Annotated in this window: 20 protein-coding genes and 1 pseudogene; 8 read left to right on the top strand and 13 right to left on the bottom strand. The window is 64.6% G+C overall.

What is annotated here, in order from left to right; all coding sequences use genetic code 11:
• Window positions 1-37: 37 nt before the first annotated feature.
• The 5 genes and pseudogenes from BM228_RS35570 to BM228_RS27145 form a co-directional block, all read right to left on the bottom strand.
• A pseudogene (locus BM228_RS35570) lies at window positions 38-172 on the bottom strand (HU family DNA-binding protein); the annotation flags it as partial.
• Window positions 173-291: 119 nt separating this feature from the next.
• Window positions 292-477, bottom strand: a complete 186-nt coding sequence (locus tag BM228_RS27160; RefSeq protein WP_092045512.1) for a hypothetical protein — start codon at window positions 475-477, stop codon at window positions 292-294.
• A gap of 91 nt (window positions 478-568) precedes the next feature.
• Window positions 569-790 (bottom strand): hypothetical protein, encoded by a 222-nt coding sequence (locus BM228_RS27155; protein WP_244537324.1) that lies wholly within the window; start codon window positions 788-790, stop codon window positions 569-571.
• Between the two features lie 164 nt (window positions 791-954).
• Window positions 955-1215: a hypothetical protein gene (locus tag BM228_RS27150; RefSeq protein ID WP_092045510.1), complete on the bottom strand. Its 261-nt coding sequence runs from the start codon at window positions 1213-1215 to the stop codon at window positions 955-957.
• A gap of 211 nt (window positions 1216-1426) precedes the next feature.
• Complete coding sequence (locus tag BM228_RS27145; protein ID WP_092045508.1) at window positions 1427-1693, bottom strand: hypothetical protein; 267 nt, start codon at window positions 1691-1693, stop codon at window positions 1427-1429.
• Between the two features lie 343 nt (window positions 1694-2036).
• On the opposite strand from BM228_RS27145, the gene BM228_RS27140 reads away from it, so the two are divergent.
• The gene (locus BM228_RS27140; protein ID WP_092045506.1) at window positions 2037-2861 is read left to right on the top strand and encodes a helix-turn-helix domain-containing protein; all 825 of its coding nucleotides are present in this window, start codon (window positions 2037-2039) and stop codon (window positions 2859-2861) included.
• Window positions 2862-2941: 80 nt separating this feature from the next.
• The gene (locus BM228_RS27135) at window positions 2942-3781 is read left to right on the top strand and encodes a hypothetical protein (RefSeq protein ID WP_092045504.1); all 840 of its coding nucleotides are present in this window, start codon (window positions 2942-2944) and stop codon (window positions 3779-3781) included.
• Between the two features lie 586 nt (window positions 3782-4367).
• Here BM228_RS27135 and BM228_RS27130 read toward each other — a convergent pair.
• Window positions 4368-4826, bottom strand: a complete 459-nt coding sequence (locus BM228_RS27130; RefSeq protein ID WP_092045503.1) for a Ros/MucR family transcriptional regulator — start codon at window positions 4824-4826, stop codon at window positions 4368-4370.
• A gap of 354 nt (window positions 4827-5180) precedes the next feature.
• Complete coding sequence (locus BM228_RS36020) at window positions 5181-5441, bottom strand: hypothetical protein (protein WP_092045502.1); 261 nt, start codon at window positions 5439-5441, stop codon at window positions 5181-5183.
• A gap of 374 nt (window positions 5442-5815) precedes the next feature.
• Between BM228_RS36020 and BM228_RS27120 the strand changes: the two genes are divergently transcribed.
• Window positions 5816-6103, top strand: coding sequence for a hypothetical protein (locus tag BM228_RS27120; protein WP_092045500.1), 288 nt, complete (start codon window positions 5816-5818; stop codon window positions 6101-6103).
• 107 nt (window positions 6104-6210) lie between these two features.
• On the opposite strand, the gene BM228_RS27115 is transcribed toward BM228_RS27120, so the two are convergent.
• Window positions 6211-6630 carry a hypothetical protein gene (locus tag BM228_RS27115; RefSeq protein ID WP_139234219.1) on the bottom strand — a complete coding sequence of 140 codons (420 nt, stop codon included), beginning with the start codon at window positions 6628-6630 and terminating at the stop codon, window positions 6211-6213.
• A gap of 923 nt (window positions 6631-7553) precedes the next feature.
• On the opposite strand from BM228_RS27115, the gene BM228_RS34885 reads away from it, so the two are divergent.
• The 4 genes from BM228_RS34885 to BM228_RS27095 all read left to right on the top strand — a co-directional run bounded on the left by BM228_RS34885 (window position 7554) and on the right by BM228_RS27095 (window position 11353).
• Complete coding sequence (locus BM228_RS34885; RefSeq protein WP_167367842.1) at window positions 7554-7721, top strand: hypothetical protein; 168 nt, start codon at window positions 7554-7556, stop codon at window positions 7719-7721.
• A 277-nt stretch (window positions 7722-7998) separates the two neighbouring features.
• Window positions 7999-10488: a GAF domain-containing protein gene (locus BM228_RS27105; RefSeq protein ID WP_092045495.1), complete on the top strand. Its 2490-nt coding sequence runs from the start codon at window positions 7999-8001 to the stop codon at window positions 10486-10488.
• A gap of 8 nt (window positions 10489-10496) precedes the next feature.
• A complete protein-coding gene (locus tag BM228_RS27100) occupies window positions 10497-10871 on the top strand; it encodes a response regulator (RefSeq protein WP_092045493.1) in 375 nt (124 codons plus the stop codon).
• A gap of 71 nt (window positions 10872-10942) precedes the next feature.
• Window positions 10943-11353, top strand: coding sequence for a response regulator (locus tag BM228_RS27095; protein ID WP_092045604.1), 411 nt, complete (start codon window positions 10943-10945; stop codon window positions 11351-11353).
• Window positions 11354-11468: 115 nt separating this feature from the next.
• On the opposite strand, the gene BM228_RS27090 is transcribed toward BM228_RS27095, so the two are convergent.
• The 5 genes from BM228_RS27090 to BM228_RS27070 form a co-directional block, all read right to left on the bottom strand.
• On the bottom strand, window positions 11469-11894 hold the full coding sequence (locus BM228_RS27090) for a hypothetical protein (RefSeq protein ID WP_092045491.1): 426 nt from the start codon (window positions 11892-11894) through the stop codon (window positions 11469-11471).
• Between the two features lie 83 nt (window positions 11895-11977).
• On the bottom strand, window positions 11978-12265 hold the full coding sequence (locus BM228_RS27085; protein WP_092045489.1) for a pyocin activator PrtN family protein: 288 nt from the start codon (window positions 12263-12265) through the stop codon (window positions 11978-11980).
• 23 nt (window positions 12266-12288) lie between these two features.
• On the bottom strand, window positions 12289-12561 hold the full coding sequence (locus BM228_RS27080) for a hypothetical protein (protein WP_092045487.1): 273 nt from the start codon (window positions 12559-12561) through the stop codon (window positions 12289-12291).
• Between the two features lie 30 nt (window positions 12562-12591).
• Window positions 12592-13086, bottom strand: coding sequence for a hypothetical protein (locus BM228_RS27075; RefSeq protein ID WP_092045485.1), 495 nt, complete (start codon window positions 13084-13086; stop codon window positions 12592-12594).
• Between the two features lie 254 nt (window positions 13087-13340).
• Entirely contained in the window at window positions 13341-14510 is a 1170-nt protein-coding gene (locus BM228_RS27070) for a hypothetical protein (protein ID WP_092045483.1), read from the bottom strand.
• 211 nt (window positions 14511-14721) lie between these two features.
• On the opposite strand from BM228_RS27070, the gene BM228_RS27065 reads away from it, so the two are divergent.
• Window positions 14722-15018, top strand: a complete 297-nt coding sequence (locus BM228_RS27065; RefSeq protein WP_092045481.1) for a hypothetical protein — start codon at window positions 14722-14724, stop codon at window positions 15016-15018.
• Window positions 15019-15043 lie beyond the last annotated feature (25 nt).

The raw sequence follows: 15043 nt of genomic DNA, 5'->3' as shown, positions 1-15043 counted from the left end.
GCCCGGATTGCGAATTCAGGGAGCCTCTGTTGCGGGGCAACTCGACACGGTCGCCACGGGCTAGGGCGTCTGACATCGTGCGAAGGATCGTCAGAACGACGGCCTCGACCTCTTTCTCGTAGAGATGCGGGTTCTGCTCCGCGATGCGGGCGATGAGCTCGGATCGGATCATCGCCGCTCGATGCCGCGTCGTTCACTGGACCGCAACCGCGTATCGGTATTCTTGGTGATGGGCTGCCCGGTCGATGGGCGGCGCAGGCTGGTTGGCACGCCGCAGGCAGGCCGATCAACTCATTCGCTGGTCGTACCAGTGCCACGAGCTCGGGGAGTGGCAGCCGGGCGATCAAGCTCGCCATCGTCGAGGCTCGCGACCGCATAGAGCGGATCAGTACCCGTCCTCTGCGCTTTGCGCCGACGCTGCCAAAGCAGGAAGCCAGCCGCCCCGATCGCGAACATGAAGGCCGCGAACGCGATCAACCGCCAATCCTCCACGATAGCCCCCCGTCTAGTTTCGAGAGATCAGTGTAGCGCAGCTACCTGGGGCTTGAAGATGTGGCAATGAAGCAGGTCAGCGCTGGACTGCCTCGATGTCGTCCTCGTAGATCGAGTCCGGCTGGCAGGCGTGCCATTGCTTCTTCTCGTCGGTCTGGCCCTTGCGGCCATAGTAGTAGCCGGCCTGAGCAAAGCGGCGGCTGAGGCGATTGCGGAGCCGTCGCAGCCGCGCTTGGCCTTCACCTCGGCGGCCAGCTACTCCGGCACGGTCGACAGTTGCCTCTGCACGCCTACCCATTGCCCGACGCTGAAAAGTCTACACGATCTGTCATCGTCGCGGGCTTTCGTGGGCCGGAGGGGCTGATACGGTTATCGCGTGCACCGGCGTAACGCACCGAGTGCTCCCTAGAACTCAGCCCGCCCGGTCCACCGGCGCGGGCTTCTTTGTTCATTAGGCCACGCTCAGTGCCGTGCATTGGGTCGGTCGCCGACGAAGGAGGCTATACCAACGGCCTGGACCATCGCGACGAAGGCAGCGTGTGCGTCCGCATCGGTAGCGAACGTGGTATCCCACCGAATGCAGCCGGAGAGATGAACCACCTCCAAGCGCCAGCACTCCGGTGTGCCCGGGAAACGGTAGATCTCGACCTCGACCGTCTCGCCATCGCGCGTGAAGGGACCTGACAATGGGGAATGCTCGAAATCGCGATCCTCGTCGTCCATACGTGCCGCTTCACACCGTCTTTCGATCCATGCTTTACCGTAGCAGCGGCGGACCAGGACACCCCTGTGCCGATCTTCAATGCCGCTGAAACACAAAATTCGAGACGCTCACGTTGTGCTGCGCCAGCCAAGTCCGCGAGCTACCGATGCCGTGCGCCTGACCCGCAACGAGCTCGGCCTCTCCGACTGGTCCGACACAAACACTTGCAGGTCATGGCGCTGTCGGATGCGCGGCCATGACGACGGCCGCGACCGCGTTCCGGAACGTCTTCTCCTGCGGGCCGGCTCGGTTCGCGACCTCCGCGGGGCTGATCGACGAGGCCACGAGCGCGGCGATGTCGAGGCTGTGGCCGCTTGTGAAGCGATAGGGCTCAGCCGCGGGGTCCCGCATGTACATGTCGATCGCTGCGACGATCTCGTGGCTGCTGATGCGGCCGGACCTGCGCAGGTCGGCGACGGTCGGAAGTCTGCCGTGCATGGTCGCGCTGATCACTCCCTGACGTTGACTTAACCGTGCCGTCCAGCCGACATGCCATGTCCGGCTGGCGCGCGCTCTGTGCGAGTCGCCGGATCCATCAGGAGACCACGCCGCCGCAAGTCGACCCCTGAAAAGCCAACGGCCCCCCAGTCGCCAAACTGGAGGGCCGTCGAAATCACAAAGGGCCTGTGAGGCCGCTAGACACCCCTCACAAGCCATGAAGACGCCCCTGGCGTCAAGCGGGAACGCCAATTCTCGCGATGGTGAGGCTTTGCCTTGTGGACCGGACGCCCCTGCGGCGGCCCGGAACGCCTTGTTGCGGCCCGAGAAGGGCCGACGGACGATGTTTGCAGACGAGATCCGCCGCGCGATCGAGGCGGCCGACCGAATCACCCTGCCGTCCGTGACGGCGCTGCTGTGGCGCGCCTACGGGGACGGGAAGATCACGGAGACCGAAGCCGAGGCGCTGTCCGGGCTGATCGAGGCGCGCACGCTGTCGGAGGATCGCCGGCGGTCCGGACAGAGCCTGAACGGGCCAGCAACTGTCACACCCCAAACAGGGGACGAAGCCGAGAACACATCAGGACTCACAGGAGATCGCGGGAGGCGTAGCGTCGGCTCCCGGCCACGCACGGATGCCTCGATGGAGCGTCGCCGCCGTTGGGCCGCCTCGGGGCGGCTCCCACCGGGGCTCGCGGCCCGGTTCACGCTGGCCGAGCAGGCGGTTCTGTCTCTGGTCGCGGCCGAGGTCGTGCGCCGGAAGGACTGCCGGCTGTCGATCGAGAACATGGCCGCTGTCACAGGCGTGTGCCGCTCGACCGTGAAGAACGCGATCCGCGAGGCGGCACAGCTGGGCCTGCTGACCGTGGAGGAGCGCCAGATTACCGGCTTCCGCAACGACACCAACATCCTGCGCATCGTCTCGCCGGAGTGGCTGGCTTGGCTGCGGCTGGCACGGACGCGAGACCCATTATCCAAATCTGGATGGTCCTCGATCGCATCCTCTGCCCAAGGGGGAGGGGTCAAAAGCGTGACCAGCACGCCTACTGAAGTTCCAGATCCGAGAGAATCGGGGAAAACGGAACCGAAGAAGGGCTGCCGACAAGCGGCTGTTGACCTCGACCGATCAAACCATTCTCGAATCCGTGCGGGTCGTGGCCTGGGTTGAGCTATGCGGTGATGGTCTGCCGCTGTTCGGCAGAGCGGACATCGCAGATTTTGGGCTCAACACAGGGAGACCGCACTCCAATGGCAGTCGGTGTGACGGCGCAGGAGATCCTGGCGCACCCTCGATTCGCCGAGGCGCGCGCAGCTCACGTCGATGCGGTCGTCCAGTTGTTCAAAGCTGATCCTCTCGCCCTGCAGATGATGGCCGACGCGGGGATCATCATCCTTCGCGGCTTCATCGTCGGCTTCCACTTCGCCTTCGATCCAGAGGACCGATCCACCTGGGCCACTCCCGGCAATGTCCGGCGCATATTGGGCGAGCGTGGCTTGGCGAGCCCTCGGCGGGTCGATGATCTCCTGGCTCGGTTCCGCCAAGCCGGCTACGTCGAAGCCGCCCCTGCACCCGACGATCGCCGCGTCACCATCCTCGTCCCAACGGCGCGGGTGATCGCGCATGATCGCCGCCACCTTGCGGCCTACCACCGCTTCCTACTCGACCTGTTCCCGGGGCGTGGCTACGAGTGGGCGTTGGAGCAGGACGAGCGCACGCACCGTCTTATCCGCCTTTCAGGCTTGCGCGACCTGCCGCGAGCGCTCTCCGTCCTCGGACATGAGGCGATCCGCCTATTCCTGCAGCGCGACGCTGGCTACCTCGCGCTCCTGTTGGTGATGCAGGCCAGTTTGTCTGACCCTGACCATCTAACCTGGACGTCCATGTCCAACGATCTCGGCGTCGCTCGCTCACACCTGCGAACGCTGTTCTCAGAGGCCGAGCGAGCCGGCTACGTTAGCTTACGCATTGGACAGGGCAGACCCGTGGAGATCCTGCCGCCGCTCTGGACCGCCTACGACCAGTTCCTGGCCGAGATCGAGGCTGACCAGGACGCTATCGCCCAAGCCGCCTTCGCGAGGTCCCCGTAGCTCGACCGGATCATACATCCCGGGCTCGGGACCAACCCTGCATGCAGGCAACGGTCTCGACGGGCTGAGTGTGACATTTCAGTCACGGCGCATGCAGTACAGAATTGCACGCAAATATAGCCATTCCGCACGTAATCAGCTTTAGTCAAGCATCCAGACCGCTCGGATAAATCAAAGTCCGAGAAACCGCTGCTCTCTGCTCGCCGTCACTAGCCGGTCTCAGCAGGATGAAAGGCGGACGGGAGGGTGGGTGAGTGTCAAATACGAAACGCATCAGTGTATCCGCTCGTGTCCACCGGGCTAAAAACGCACGTGAGGACTGGTGTCCGCTGCGCCCGAAGTCTGCCGACCGGGTCGTCCGCTGGATCGGCACTGGTAAGCGGCGGCAGCCAGAACGGGCCGACGAGCCTAAGGCCGAGGTATCCGATCCCCACATCGTCCGGCTGAGCTGGGCCGATACTTTTGGCCGGCCGCCTCGGGCCGCCATCCAGGTGCTTGGACAGGCCGCCGCCAATGTGCAGGTGTTGCAGTTCCAACGTCGGGTAGAGGTCTAAAGCACACCGACCTTGCTGCATCGGACTAGCAATCAAACGCCAGTGCCAGTCCTGCGTTGATCAGCGCGGGCACCAGGAACGCCGAGGCCGATCGCCTTGGCGAGGGCGGAGCGATGCTCGGCGTAGCTCGGTGCAACCATGGGGTAGTCGGAAGGCAGGTCGTAGCGCTCGCGATAGCTCTGCGGGCTGAAGCCGTTGGCAGTCAAATGCCGCTTCAAGGTCTTGTAGGCCTTGCCGTCGATGAAGCTGACGATGCCGTCGCGCTGGACTGACTTGCGGATCTGGGTCGGGCCCGGCTTGTCGACGGCCTCACGCGTGTCCGCATTGGTTGATGCGCTACCAGAAGTCACCATCGCGATAGCATCGTGCACGCTTCGGATGAGGCTTGGAAGATCTGATACCGGGATCGAGTTGCTTGAGACGTAGGCGGCGACGATTTCGCCGGTCAGTTCGATGAAATCGCGGGCTCCGCCCGCATTTTCTTCTGTCACTTTATTCCTGCCTTAATCCTATTATCCGCACAGATTTGCCGAATTCCTTGCGTTAAACACGGGAGACTTGACCAAATCAAGGTGGTCCCGACTTCTAAGACGCACATAGCGACCGAAGCGTAACGGAGGCGTTCGCGGTACCGCAAGGCGCACGGCGGGCAAGTACGTGACGACAGGCGCTCTCCGGGCCAGTTCCCGGTAGGCCCCCCGTGAAGCCTCGGCCGGGCAGTCGTGTGAGGGTCGGTGCGGTGCGGCGGGACTGGAGACCGCGGAGCGCCGGCCCATGGCCTTTATTATGAACGTTATGATCCCCTGAACGAGAGAGCCGGAAAGACCCTCCCGCTCAGTCGAAAATCAGCGGTTGCCGGGAGTTCCGCTCGTTCCGCCAGGCTTGGATCCTGATCCCGCGTCGTTGGCCCCCGTGCTGTTCGTGGTGCCGGAACGGCTCATTCCGCCCGTCGAAGGGCCACTTCCCGCCGCACCAGGCGACGAGCCCGAACCTGCATCGTTGGCGCCCGTGCTGTTCGCGGTCCCCGAGCGGCTTGAACCACCTTCCGCAGCGAAGGCTGGGCCGGCAAGGACGAGGACGGTGGCGATGGTCAGTGCAGTTCTCATCGGCGTATCTCCCTATTGACCGCCGGTCAGATGCAGAAGCCAACCATGCGGTAACAAGGCAATCGCGCTTCCGTGAGCCCGTTCCTCATCTACGGATCACATATGGACCTATCCGACCTTGAGTTCTGGCCCTTCCTCGCGGTCGCGATCCCCGGTCTGCTCCTGCCGATTGCAATTACATGGTCGAAGGGCCGAGCACTCGCACCGGTTGCTCTACTCAGCCCGACATTTTGGCCCGGCGCGCTGATCCTAGCTCTACGGCTGCGAAGCCAGGGAGATCCGTAAAATTGTTCGAACCGGAGCCCTGAACGATATCGACCTCGACGACGTTCAGGCCCTGACTGATCGAACCGATCCGTCTGGAGAAACGCACCATGTCGATGAAGACACTCGCCCTCGCTGCTGCACTCAGCCTTGTGGGTTCAGGTGCCACGATGGCGCAGACACCTGCCGGCGGGGGCAGCGCCGAAGGCAACATGAACAACCCAGGCAGCGTGAAAAGCAGCTCCGATAAGGCGATGGAGACCGGTGCAGGCTCAATGGGGACTGGCATGGCGCCTGGCACAAGCGGTGGTCCGCGCGTCGACACCCCCGGCGCACCTGCCGGCAGCGGCTCGGGCAACGGCACAACCGGCAGCGGCGCAGCCCCGAGCGGCAAGTAAGCGGCAACGGCCTCGCGCCACCGCGCGGGGCCATCAAACAACCGGATCTACCCACTACGTTGTTCGGAGCGGATCTGAGGGACGGCAGTAACGTCACGCGACCGCGGCTACCAACCCAGCCCGATCTCCTTCGTCTGCTCAGCGGGTTTTGCGCTTCCCAGCCACCAAGTCAGGGCGTTCAGGGCTACGCGCGCTTCCTCGCGCACGGCCGGTTGGAAAAACCCACGTCGGTCGAGATCCTGCGCCAGCGCATCGGAGGCGAGCAGCGCATCCTCCATCGCTATCTCCAGGGGTGATGTCGGCACGATCAGGCGACGCAGGTTCGTCACCGTGTTCTCGGCCGTCAGCCGCACCACGTCGCCCATACCGCCCATCGCCGTCTCGACGATATCGGTCCACGGCCACAATGACATGGCCAGGATCGAGGGAAGATCGTCTGTTCCATGCGCACGTGCCGCTTTAGGTGCGCAGCCTTGCCCAAAGAGCGAACTATCTGCAGGTGCCAGCGCGGGCTTGGGCACGGTCACCGCCTGCCATCCGACCAAGATGAAGGGGATGGCGTCGTGACCACCCGCAAGTGCCCGACCCTCGGCGCATCCTCGCAGAAGGCCTCCGATAAGGAGGGCGACGAAGGCGGCAGTTCAGCTAGGCTGAGCAGGATTTGCGCCCCTTGGATAGCTGCCAAGGTCGTGGATGGAGCGTCGTGCCATCGGGCCTCGTCGTTCAACTTGTCCAATCGCTCGGACAGCGCCTCGGCCCGCCTTCTATCTCGTCCTGCGGGGAAGGCGCCGAGCAGATCGATGAGCGCGTCCATGAAGCGGCAGGACGAAATCGGGAGGGGGGCAGCGTCGTCTGGCAAGATGCGATCCTGCGTGCACCGCAAAGCCCATCATGTGACCGCTTCCTAAGACCTCGCCCCTGCATTTGACGGGATCGGGGCGCAATTTTGCTGGATGGCAGCGCGAAATCCATCGAGCGTACCCCTTCCCTGAGGGCCCGGATCAGTGCTGCGTCGGGCGGTACTCATTCAGATGCCACTTATTTGGGATCACAGTCTTCCCCGCCTAAATCGGTTTAATCTGCTTAGCCAATCCTCCACCGACGGATAGAGGCAGTAGTCTAATCAAGCTCTGCATCTCTGTTGTACCGATCCGGGTAATTAAACGGCTTGCCTCAACGCAAAACTCTCCCGCTGCCGTCAAGCCAAGCCAAGCGTATTTCCCATTGCGACCCCAACCATATGCTCGCAATTGTAGTTTTATTACAATCTTCACAAATATTTGTACAGGATAGTATTTCCTTTACATTTGCATAGCTTTTCGTTGCATGCCAGTGGGTGGCTTAAGCCGGGTATATCGGCCAGTAGGTTGAGGCCGCTATGGATACGCCAACGCCGGCTGCAGGAAGCCCAGCGGCCGTCGCACTCGATAAGATCGGTAGGGCGCTCAACATGTCCACCGATGCCTTCGTACATCCGTCCACTTTGGCTCTGGTCGATGGTGCGGCTCAGCTAATCCAGCTTTGGACAGCTGCTCCCGATGAGCAGAGCCGAAACCGCATTCTCTCGGTCGCGCGGCAGGAGGCGGCACGGCATACGATGCTGAAAGCTGCCGAATAGGCACGTCGCCGCCCATCGGGGATCAGGAAGCCAGCGCTGATGAGGTCCAACGACGACTATCACCTAGATGACGTGTACCGGCGCCGATCGATATGAGAGATCGGCTCGAACAGCTGGCGTCGGAGCGTTCTCGTAAGGTGGGGGGCGACGGCGGCATCACACCCTTCAGCCGTTCGCCGGGCCATCACCTTCGTGAACGCGAACCACTCAAGGCACAGCGTTTCTCCTCACGGAGCGGTGCTGTAAGCGTATGCAAAAGCGCGGCGAAACTGCACTGATGGAACCCCACTCGATCCCACCCATCGCGGTCGATGACGAGCGCCTGCAGGCGCTGGACGACTATGCGATCCTGGACACACCAGCCGAGCCGGGGTTCGACGGCATCGTGCAGCTGGCCTGCCAACTATGCGATGTGCCTGTGGCTCTGGTCAGCCTGATCGCCGAAGACCGACAGTGGTTCAAGGCACGGGTCGGGTTTCCACGTTGCGAGACCGATCTCAACAGCTCCGTCTGCGCTCATGCCCTCGCTCAGCCGGACGAGCTGCTGATCATTCCGGATCTGACAGTCGATACGCGCACTCAGGCCAATCCCCTGGTCACGGGCGAGCCGCACATCCGCTTCTATGCCGGAGCCCCACTGCGCACGTCCGCCGGTATGGTTCTCGGTAGCCTATGCGTCATCGACAAGGTTCCCCGCCCCGGTGGGCTGACCCAGGCGCAACAGAGCGGTCTCAAGCTTCTGGCGGAGCAGGTGTTGAGTCAGCTGGAGTTGCGTCGGGCGGTGGCCCAGCGTGACACCCTGCGCGCGACCGAGGCACAGACCTATCGGGCTCGCGAGGCCCTCCGGGAGACCCAAATGGCGATCGTCGCCGCCGAGGGAGAACTGCAGCCGATCCTGAGGGCGATCGTCGTCGGAGCGATGCGAGCTATCCCGGCGGCGGATGGCGGGGTGTTCGAGCTGCTCGATGGCGATGCACTGACGTACCACGCGGTTCAGGGCACGGTTGAGGGCTATCAAGGCCTGCGGGTGCCCTTGGCCGGCAGCACGGCTGGCCACTGCGCGACGACACGCCAACCGTACCTGATGATCGACGCCAGCCGCGACCCCCACGTCAAGCATGAGTTGGTCGCCTGTCTGCAACTCGGTTCGGCCGTGCTCGCCCCGGTGCTGCAAGGCAACCACGTTCTCGGCGTGGTCAAGCTGCAGTCCCGTCAGCCGTTCGCGTTCGATCAGATCGACCTGGAGCAGCTGACTTTGTTCGCCGGGGCGGCGACAGCCGGTCTGACTGAGGCGGAGGCACGCGCCGACGCACGCGCCAAGGACGTGTACTGGCGCGGCCTGTTCGACCGCCTGAGCGAAGGCTTCCAGATTGGCGAGGTGGTCCGCGATCCCGGCGGACGGATCACGGATTGGCGCTACGTCGAGGTCAATCCAGCCTGGGGCGAGCTGCTCGGGATCGACCCCTCGACCGTCGTCGGACGCACCGTCCGCGAGGTGATCCCCGGCGTCGAAGACGAATGGATTGTCGAGTTCGGCAAGGTGGTCAACAGTGGCCAGCCCATCGCGTTCACCCGCCAGGTCGGCGCGTTGCGACGCTGGTATGAGGGACGGGCATTCAAGCTCGATGGTGACCGCTTCGGGGTGATCTTCCTAGAGGTCACCGCCCGCGTCGAGGCCGACGCCCGTCGCGTGGCCCTGCTGACCCTCGGCGACCGGCTACGCGATCTGACCACCACCGGCGAAATGACCCAGGCTGCCGCTGAAATCGTCGGCCTGGCGCTTGGCGCGACCCGCGCTGGGTTCGGTCGGATCGCCGGCGACGTGGAGGCTATCGAGGTCGAACCGGACTGGACCGCCCCGGGCATCCCGAGCATCGCCGGCCTGCATCAGTTCGACAACTACGGCGACATCCGCGCTCACCTGCAGCGTGGCGAAGCGCTGGTGATCGAGGACGTGACCACCGACCCGCGTACCCGTGACAACCCCGGGCCAATGCAATCGATCGACGTGGGCAGCTTGGTCAACATGCCGGTGCGCGAGCGCGGACGCACCGTGGCGGTGTTCATCGTCCATGACGTACAGGCGCGCATCTGGACTGCCGAGGAATTGGCGTTCCTGCGCAATGTCGCTGACCGGGTCGAGGTCGGCGTGGCCCGTGTGCGCGCCGAGGAGCTGCAGGGGGTCCTCAACAAGGAGCTGGCCCACCGGCTCAAGAATACGCTCTCCATCGTCCAGTCGATCGCCACGCAGACCCTGCGCGGGGTCAGCGAGCGTGAGCTGGTCGGCGCGTTCGAGCGCCGCGTTCTGGCCCTGTCGCGCGCCCATGACGTGCTGATGCAGAAGAGCTGGACCGCCGCCAAGCTGAAGGCGGTGATGGAGAGCGTGCTGAGTCTACAGGCAGACCTGGACCGTTTCGCGTTCGATGGGCCGGACTTGGATATCAGCCCGCAGGCGGCGCTATCGCTGTCGCTGCTGCTACACGAGCTGGCTACCAACGCGCTCAAATACGGCTCGCTCTCGACCGCCACCGGCCTCGTTCGCGTGGCCTGGCGCACCGAACACGGCAACGCTCCGAGCCTCGTACTCGACTGGACTGAGAGTGGCGGCCCAGCCGCCCTCGCGCCCGCCGGCCGGGGCGGGTTCGGCTCCAAGCTCATCAAGATGGGCCTGGTCGGAACCCGCGCCGCTAACTTGCATTATGACCTGACTGGTCTTCGCGCTGAATTTCGAGCGCCGCTGACCGACATCCAGATCCACCTGCATTGATCGTTTGAATGACCGAGCCCCTACGCCCCGGCCAAGCCCTGGTGCTTGTCGTCGAGGACGATCCGATCCTGATGATGTCCCTGGTGGATTTCGTCGAGAACGCAGGTTGTGAGGCGATCGAGGTGAGCACGGTCGTTGAAGCCATTCAGATCTTGGAGACCCGGCACGACATCCGCACGGTGTTCACCGACCTCGACATGCGCGGTTCGACCGCCGGCATGCAGCTAGCCCTGTCGATCCGTGACCGCTGGCCGCCGATCGAGTTGCTGATGGTCTCGTCCCAGCCGTGGGACACCTCACAGATCCCCGCGCGTGGCGTGGTGCTCGGAAAGCCGTTCGATCGGCGCAAGATCGAGGCAGCCCTCCGGAAATTTGCCGCCTAGACCCCTCCGACGGGTCGGACAGCCGGGCTGGCATGCAGGGACCTTATCGGGCTGCGACCGCTTTGGTCCTTATGTCTCAGCAACCCAACGCCCCTGCCCCCTATGCCCTGGTCGTCGACGACGACGCGCTGATCCGCATGGACGCGCTGGACATCCTCAGCGAGGCCGGGTTCCGCACGTTTGAAGCAGCCGACGGCGATCAAGCAATGGCCGTGCTGGGACAGCACCACGCATCCATCGTGCTGTTGTTCACCGACGTGCAGATGCCCGGGTCTCGCAATGGTTTTGCCGTCGCCCGCGAGACGGCCCGACACTGGCCGCACATCTCGATCGTGGTTGCATCCGGACAGGCTCGCCCGTGCTCGGGTGACCTGCCCGAGGGGGCTCGCTTCCTTGGCAAGCCGTTCTCAGCCGAAATGATCACCAATCACCTCAGAGAGATCCTTCCGGACGGCCAAAAGCCCGAGCCGCTGCGCGATTAGTTTCCCGCCGTCGAATGCCCGCTAAGACCAAGCTACGGGCATCCGATCGCATCCGTTTTGTCGTCAGGTAGCAGTGGACGACGCCTGGAGGCTGGCCCTAAGGCCACGGTAGCGCTCATGCGTAGGGCCCACCGAACAGGTCGCCCATCGCCTTCCGCTGGAACAGCGTCCGCCACCGTCTCCGCTGATGCTCCGGCCGGTCGTGGATCATGTGGCACCTCTGGCAGAAGGCCGCGAGGTTAGCGTCCGTGTTGTTCGAGGTGTTGTGGTCGCGATGTGCCGTCGCCAGAACCACACGAGTCGTGCGTACTCGGCCGAGGATGTCGGTTCCCGACACTATGCGGATCCGTCTACCCCACCCGTCGCGCCAACGCCCAACATCCGTGTCCCACCAGCGGCCGTCCCCGAGGTGGTAGACCATCCGCCCGTGCGGCCGTCCGCAGTTCTCGCAGCAGCCTTTCGCCCGGCCGAACCGGATCACGGCCGAGAGCTGCGCCCAGTCGATCGGGTAGAAGAAGCGGTGCTCGGGCCGGATCGGCATGGTGACGCAATCTGCCACCAGGAGCGGAGAAAGCGTAGCTGTAAGGCGAGTGGTAGCGTTGGCGGAGCATGCTACCCGTAAAGCTAACGGCATTCCTTGCGGGCCGCCTCAATCCGGCGGTCGAGGTACGTTGCGAGGTCGACTAGGGCGACGCCTTTGGCCGATTTCTGGCTGGCGTCGATCCGCACCACCGGCAGGTTGAGCTTGCCCTCGCCGATCCGGCGCAGCAGGTGCTCCTGCGACAAGCCGGGGAAGTAGTCCTCCATCACGCGGTCGAGCGGGATGATAACCCTCGGGCCGTACTGCTCGCGCAGGAGGGCAACCGTGGTCGGCTCGCTAGGATCGTTCATTCGCGAGCTGCGGGCCTTCATGGTGTTCTCCGCGAGGTGAGGCTTTAGCGCTTCCGCGTGATGTTCACGGCCGCAAGCCGACCGCCTGCCTCAGCTTCGTCTAGGCTCCGTTTCGCCCTCTCCGTAGGGTTGCCGCCCCGCTTCCGAGCCTCTTCTAGCTCGAAGACAAGGCGGTCCATGACCGGGGCGTACTGCTCGCCGAGCTTCTCCACGAGATAGGCCGAGTAGAGGGTTGCCTCCTCGATCTCGGCAAGGGTCGGCTCACGGTTTTCGAAGCGCTTTTTCCACCGCCCCGCGTTCGGCTGTTGCCTCGGCATCTGTGCCTCCCATGCTTGAACGGAGGCCCATCAGAACGGATCGCCCTGGTCGCCGGCAAGCCGGGAGGTAACGCCGTTCTCGATCAGCGGCTGACCACTGCCCTGGCCATTCCCCCCGTTACTCCTATTCAGCGGCTGATCGGGGCGCTTCCCGAGGCCGGTCAGCCGCTTATAGGGTTTGCCTTCCGGGCCGAGGTGTTTGCCCTGCTCCATGTAGCGTCGGCAAAGCCACCCGTTGAGACTGTCGAGGACGCCCCGAGCATCCTTCAGGAAGGCGACGTTGGCCTCGAACACGTCGAAGCCGGCCTCCCTCATGAGGGCCAAGGTCTGCCCCTGGATGGCGGTTTTCTGCTCCCTGGCGATCCTCGGATCGCTGTAGAGCCCCAACAGCACATAGTAGGCGGCACGCCCAAGGTCGTCGCGGCCCGGGGCATTCCGCTTCTTGCGCAAGGCCATGCTCTTGGCCTGCGCCTCAGCGTGCTTCCGCTTGCGCCTGACGGTGTAGATGTCATCGTTGTCGGACATGGTCTTGGGTTCCCGGTGAATGGATCCCAAGCCTCCATTCGGCGGACGAAAGTCGCCATGCCGGAAACGCCGATCAGCGGTAGATTTATTTTTGCGCCCGAACCGGGTTTTCCGCCTTCCGGACCTTGTGACTTTCCCGCTGCACCCGCCGTCAGCCCGACGTCGTGCTGAAATCGGCCGACGATCCTGGCGCTGCTCGACACCGTCCCCGCCGACCTCCATCTTGGGCGCATGCCTGGGCAGCATTGCCCCACCTACGATCCCCGCGCCTGACCGCCCACGCCGGCGTTCCGCAGCATCCCGTAGAACTTGCCCGGGTCGAACATCGCCCGCGCCTGCTGCAGCGAGATCGGTCGCCCGCCGACCTCAGGCGCGCCCGGCATGCCCCCGCCGCCCTTCTGGCCCTGCTTCTGCTGACCGGCCGCAACGGCCTTCAGCGCATTCCCGATCTGCGCGTACTGGTTGCTCGGCTGCTGCTCGGCCGGATCGGTCGAGAACCCCGCGGGCTGGGGAGCGACCGCGAGAGGCTGGGCCGAGAGGGACGCCCCCCCCGGCATGGCCGATGCCTGCCCTGGGACGGCGGAGCCCTGGCCGACGACACCGCTGAGGCCGAAGCCGCCCTGTTGCGCCGTCGACCCCATCGAGCCGCCGCCACGCGGGGTCGCAACCGCCGGTAACGCCTGGCCGCCACCGAAGCTGTTGGCGTAGGCCTGCGTCGTCGCCAGCCGGGCCGCGTTCTCGCCGCCGGGTCGGTTGTAGCCTGCGAACTTCCAGGCATCCGCCATCAGGGCGTTGGCCTCCTGCGGGCTCTGGGCGTTCTGCAGCGCCCGGATCAGAGCCGGGTTCTCGGCCAGGGTGAACTGCGCCTGCGCCACCACCGGGTCGGCTGCGCCCTGGGTGAACGCCCTCATGTTCGCGAGGCGATCGGCACGCCACGACAAGATGCCACCAGACTGCCCCGCCTGGCCGCTCTCGCTCGGGTCCGACCAAGAGCCGGTGATGTTCGAGGGCGAGTATCGGCTCTCGTGCTGCGCGTAGGCCGCGACCGCCCCGAGGCCGTTCGGGTTGGTGAGGCCGCCCTGCTGCAGGGTCGAGATGAACCGGCCGCGGATGTCGTTCGGGTCGGGTGTAGCCGCCTGCGCGCTCGACGGCCCCAGCGCGTTCATGGCCGCCGATGCGAGGGAAGCCGCCTCCGGCCGAACCACGTCGGTCGGCGCGCCCGTGGGCGGGGTCTGCGGATTGAAGCCGGAGGAGCCCGGCGGGACAGCTTGTGGCACGTCCTGGGGCATGCCCTGGCTCATTCCGCCCTGACCCTGGGCCTGGGCGAGCTGCTGCATCTGCAACCAATCCTGGATGGACGGGCTCAGGCCTGTGCCGCCACCCTTGAAAGAGGGTACGCCCCCGAAGCCGGTTCCGTCGCTCATCTGGAATGCCCCACTGTTGCGAAATCCGGCCCGCTGGCGGGCGTCAGGCGATTTCGGGTGTCTGTATGCGGGCCTGGAGCGGCGTCAGCCCTGAGCCAGTTCTGGCGGGTCTGGAGGCTATCGACTCTCCGATAAGGCAAAGCCATCCTGACGCCGAGTGCGAGTTGCGTTCGTGCCCTCATGCTGCCGATCTCCTGACCGGACCGATCTCATGTGGGCTGCCAACGCCTGTACTGCCCTGCGCAACGGCAAATGCCTGGAGCTGCGCTATGATGGCTTCTCGCGCGTCGTCGAGGTTCACACAGTCGGCATCTCGACAGCGGGCCACCAGATCATGAGCGTCTGGCAGGTCCGCGGAGGCAGCAATTCCGGCGAGCGTCAGGGTTGGAAGCTGATGCGGCTCGACGAAGCCCTCGGAGCCGTCGAGATCGACGAGAAATCCCAGGCGCCCCGATCCGGCTACAAGCGCAACCCGAAACCGTTCCGGTCCGTAATTTGCCAGATCTGAGCCGCCGCAATCGCACGGCCCGGCC

The organism is Methylobacterium pseudosasicola, assembly GCF_900114535.1.
Taxonomy (GTDB): Bacteria; Pseudomonadota; Alphaproteobacteria; order Rhizobiales; family Beijerinckiaceae; genus Methylobacterium; species Methylobacterium pseudosasicola.
Note: the sequence above shows the minus strand (reverse complement) of the source record. Positions and strands in the feature narration are given on the sequence as shown.

Coding starts and splice junctions, on each gene's coding strand:
- BM228_RS27155 (WP_244537324.1), bottom strand. CDS start 790: ATGGGTAGGCGTGCAGAGGCAACTGTCGACCGTGCCGGAGTAGCTGGC.
- BM228_RS27150 (WP_092045510.1), bottom strand. CDS start 1,215: ATGGACGACGAGGATCGCGATTTCGAGCATTCCCCATTGTCAGGTCCC.
- BM228_RS27145 (WP_092045508.1), bottom strand. CDS start 1,693: ATGCACGGCAGACTTCCGACCGTCGCCGACCTGCGCAGGTCCGGCCGC.
- BM228_RS27140 (WP_092045506.1), top strand. CDS start 2,037: ATGTTTGCAGACGAGATCCGCCGCGCGATCGAGGCGGCCGACCGAATC.
- BM228_RS27135 (WP_092045504.1), top strand. CDS start 2,942: ATGGCAGTCGGTGTGACGGCGCAGGAGATCCTGGCGCACCCTCGATTC.
- BM228_RS36020 (WP_092045502.1), bottom strand. CDS start 5,441: ATGAGAACTGCACTGACCATCGCCACCGTCCTCGTCCTTGCCGGCCCA.
- BM228_RS27120 (WP_092045500.1), top strand. CDS start 5,816: ATGTCGATGAAGACACTCGCCCTCGCTGCTGCACTCAGCCTTGTGGGT.
- BM228_RS34885 (WP_167367842.1), top strand. CDS start 7,554: ATGTCCACCGATGCCTTCGTACATCCGTCCACTTTGGCTCTGGTCGAT.
- BM228_RS27105 (WP_092045495.1), top strand. CDS start 7,999: ATGGAACCCCACTCGATCCCACCCATCGCGGTCGATGACGAGCGCCTG.
- BM228_RS27100 (WP_092045493.1), top strand. CDS start 10,497: ATGACCGAGCCCCTACGCCCCGGCCAAGCCCTGGTGCTTGTCGTCGAG.
- BM228_RS27095 (WP_092045604.1), top strand. CDS start 10,943: ATGTCTCAGCAACCCAACGCCCCTGCCCCCTATGCCCTGGTCGTCGAC.
- BM228_RS27090 (WP_092045491.1), bottom strand. CDS start 11,894: ATGCCGATCCGGCCCGAGCACCGCTTCTTCTACCCGATCGACTGGGCG.
- BM228_RS27085 (WP_092045489.1), bottom strand. CDS start 12,265: ATGAAGGCCCGCAGCTCGCGAATGAACGATCCTAGCGAGCCGACCACG.
- BM228_RS27080 (WP_092045487.1), bottom strand. CDS start 12,561: ATGCCGAGGCAACAGCCGAACGCGGGGCGGTGGAAAAAGCGCTTCGAA.
- BM228_RS27075 (WP_092045485.1), bottom strand. CDS start 13,086: ATGTCCGACAACGATGACATCTACACCGTCAGGCGCAAGCGGAAGCAC.
- BM228_RS27070 (WP_092045483.1), bottom strand. CDS start 14,510: ATGAGCGACGGAACCGGCTTCGGGGGCGTACCCTCTTTCAAGGGTGGC.
- BM228_RS27065 (WP_092045481.1), top strand. CDS start 14,722: ATGTGGGCTGCCAACGCCTGTACTGCCCTGCGCAACGGCAAATGCCTG.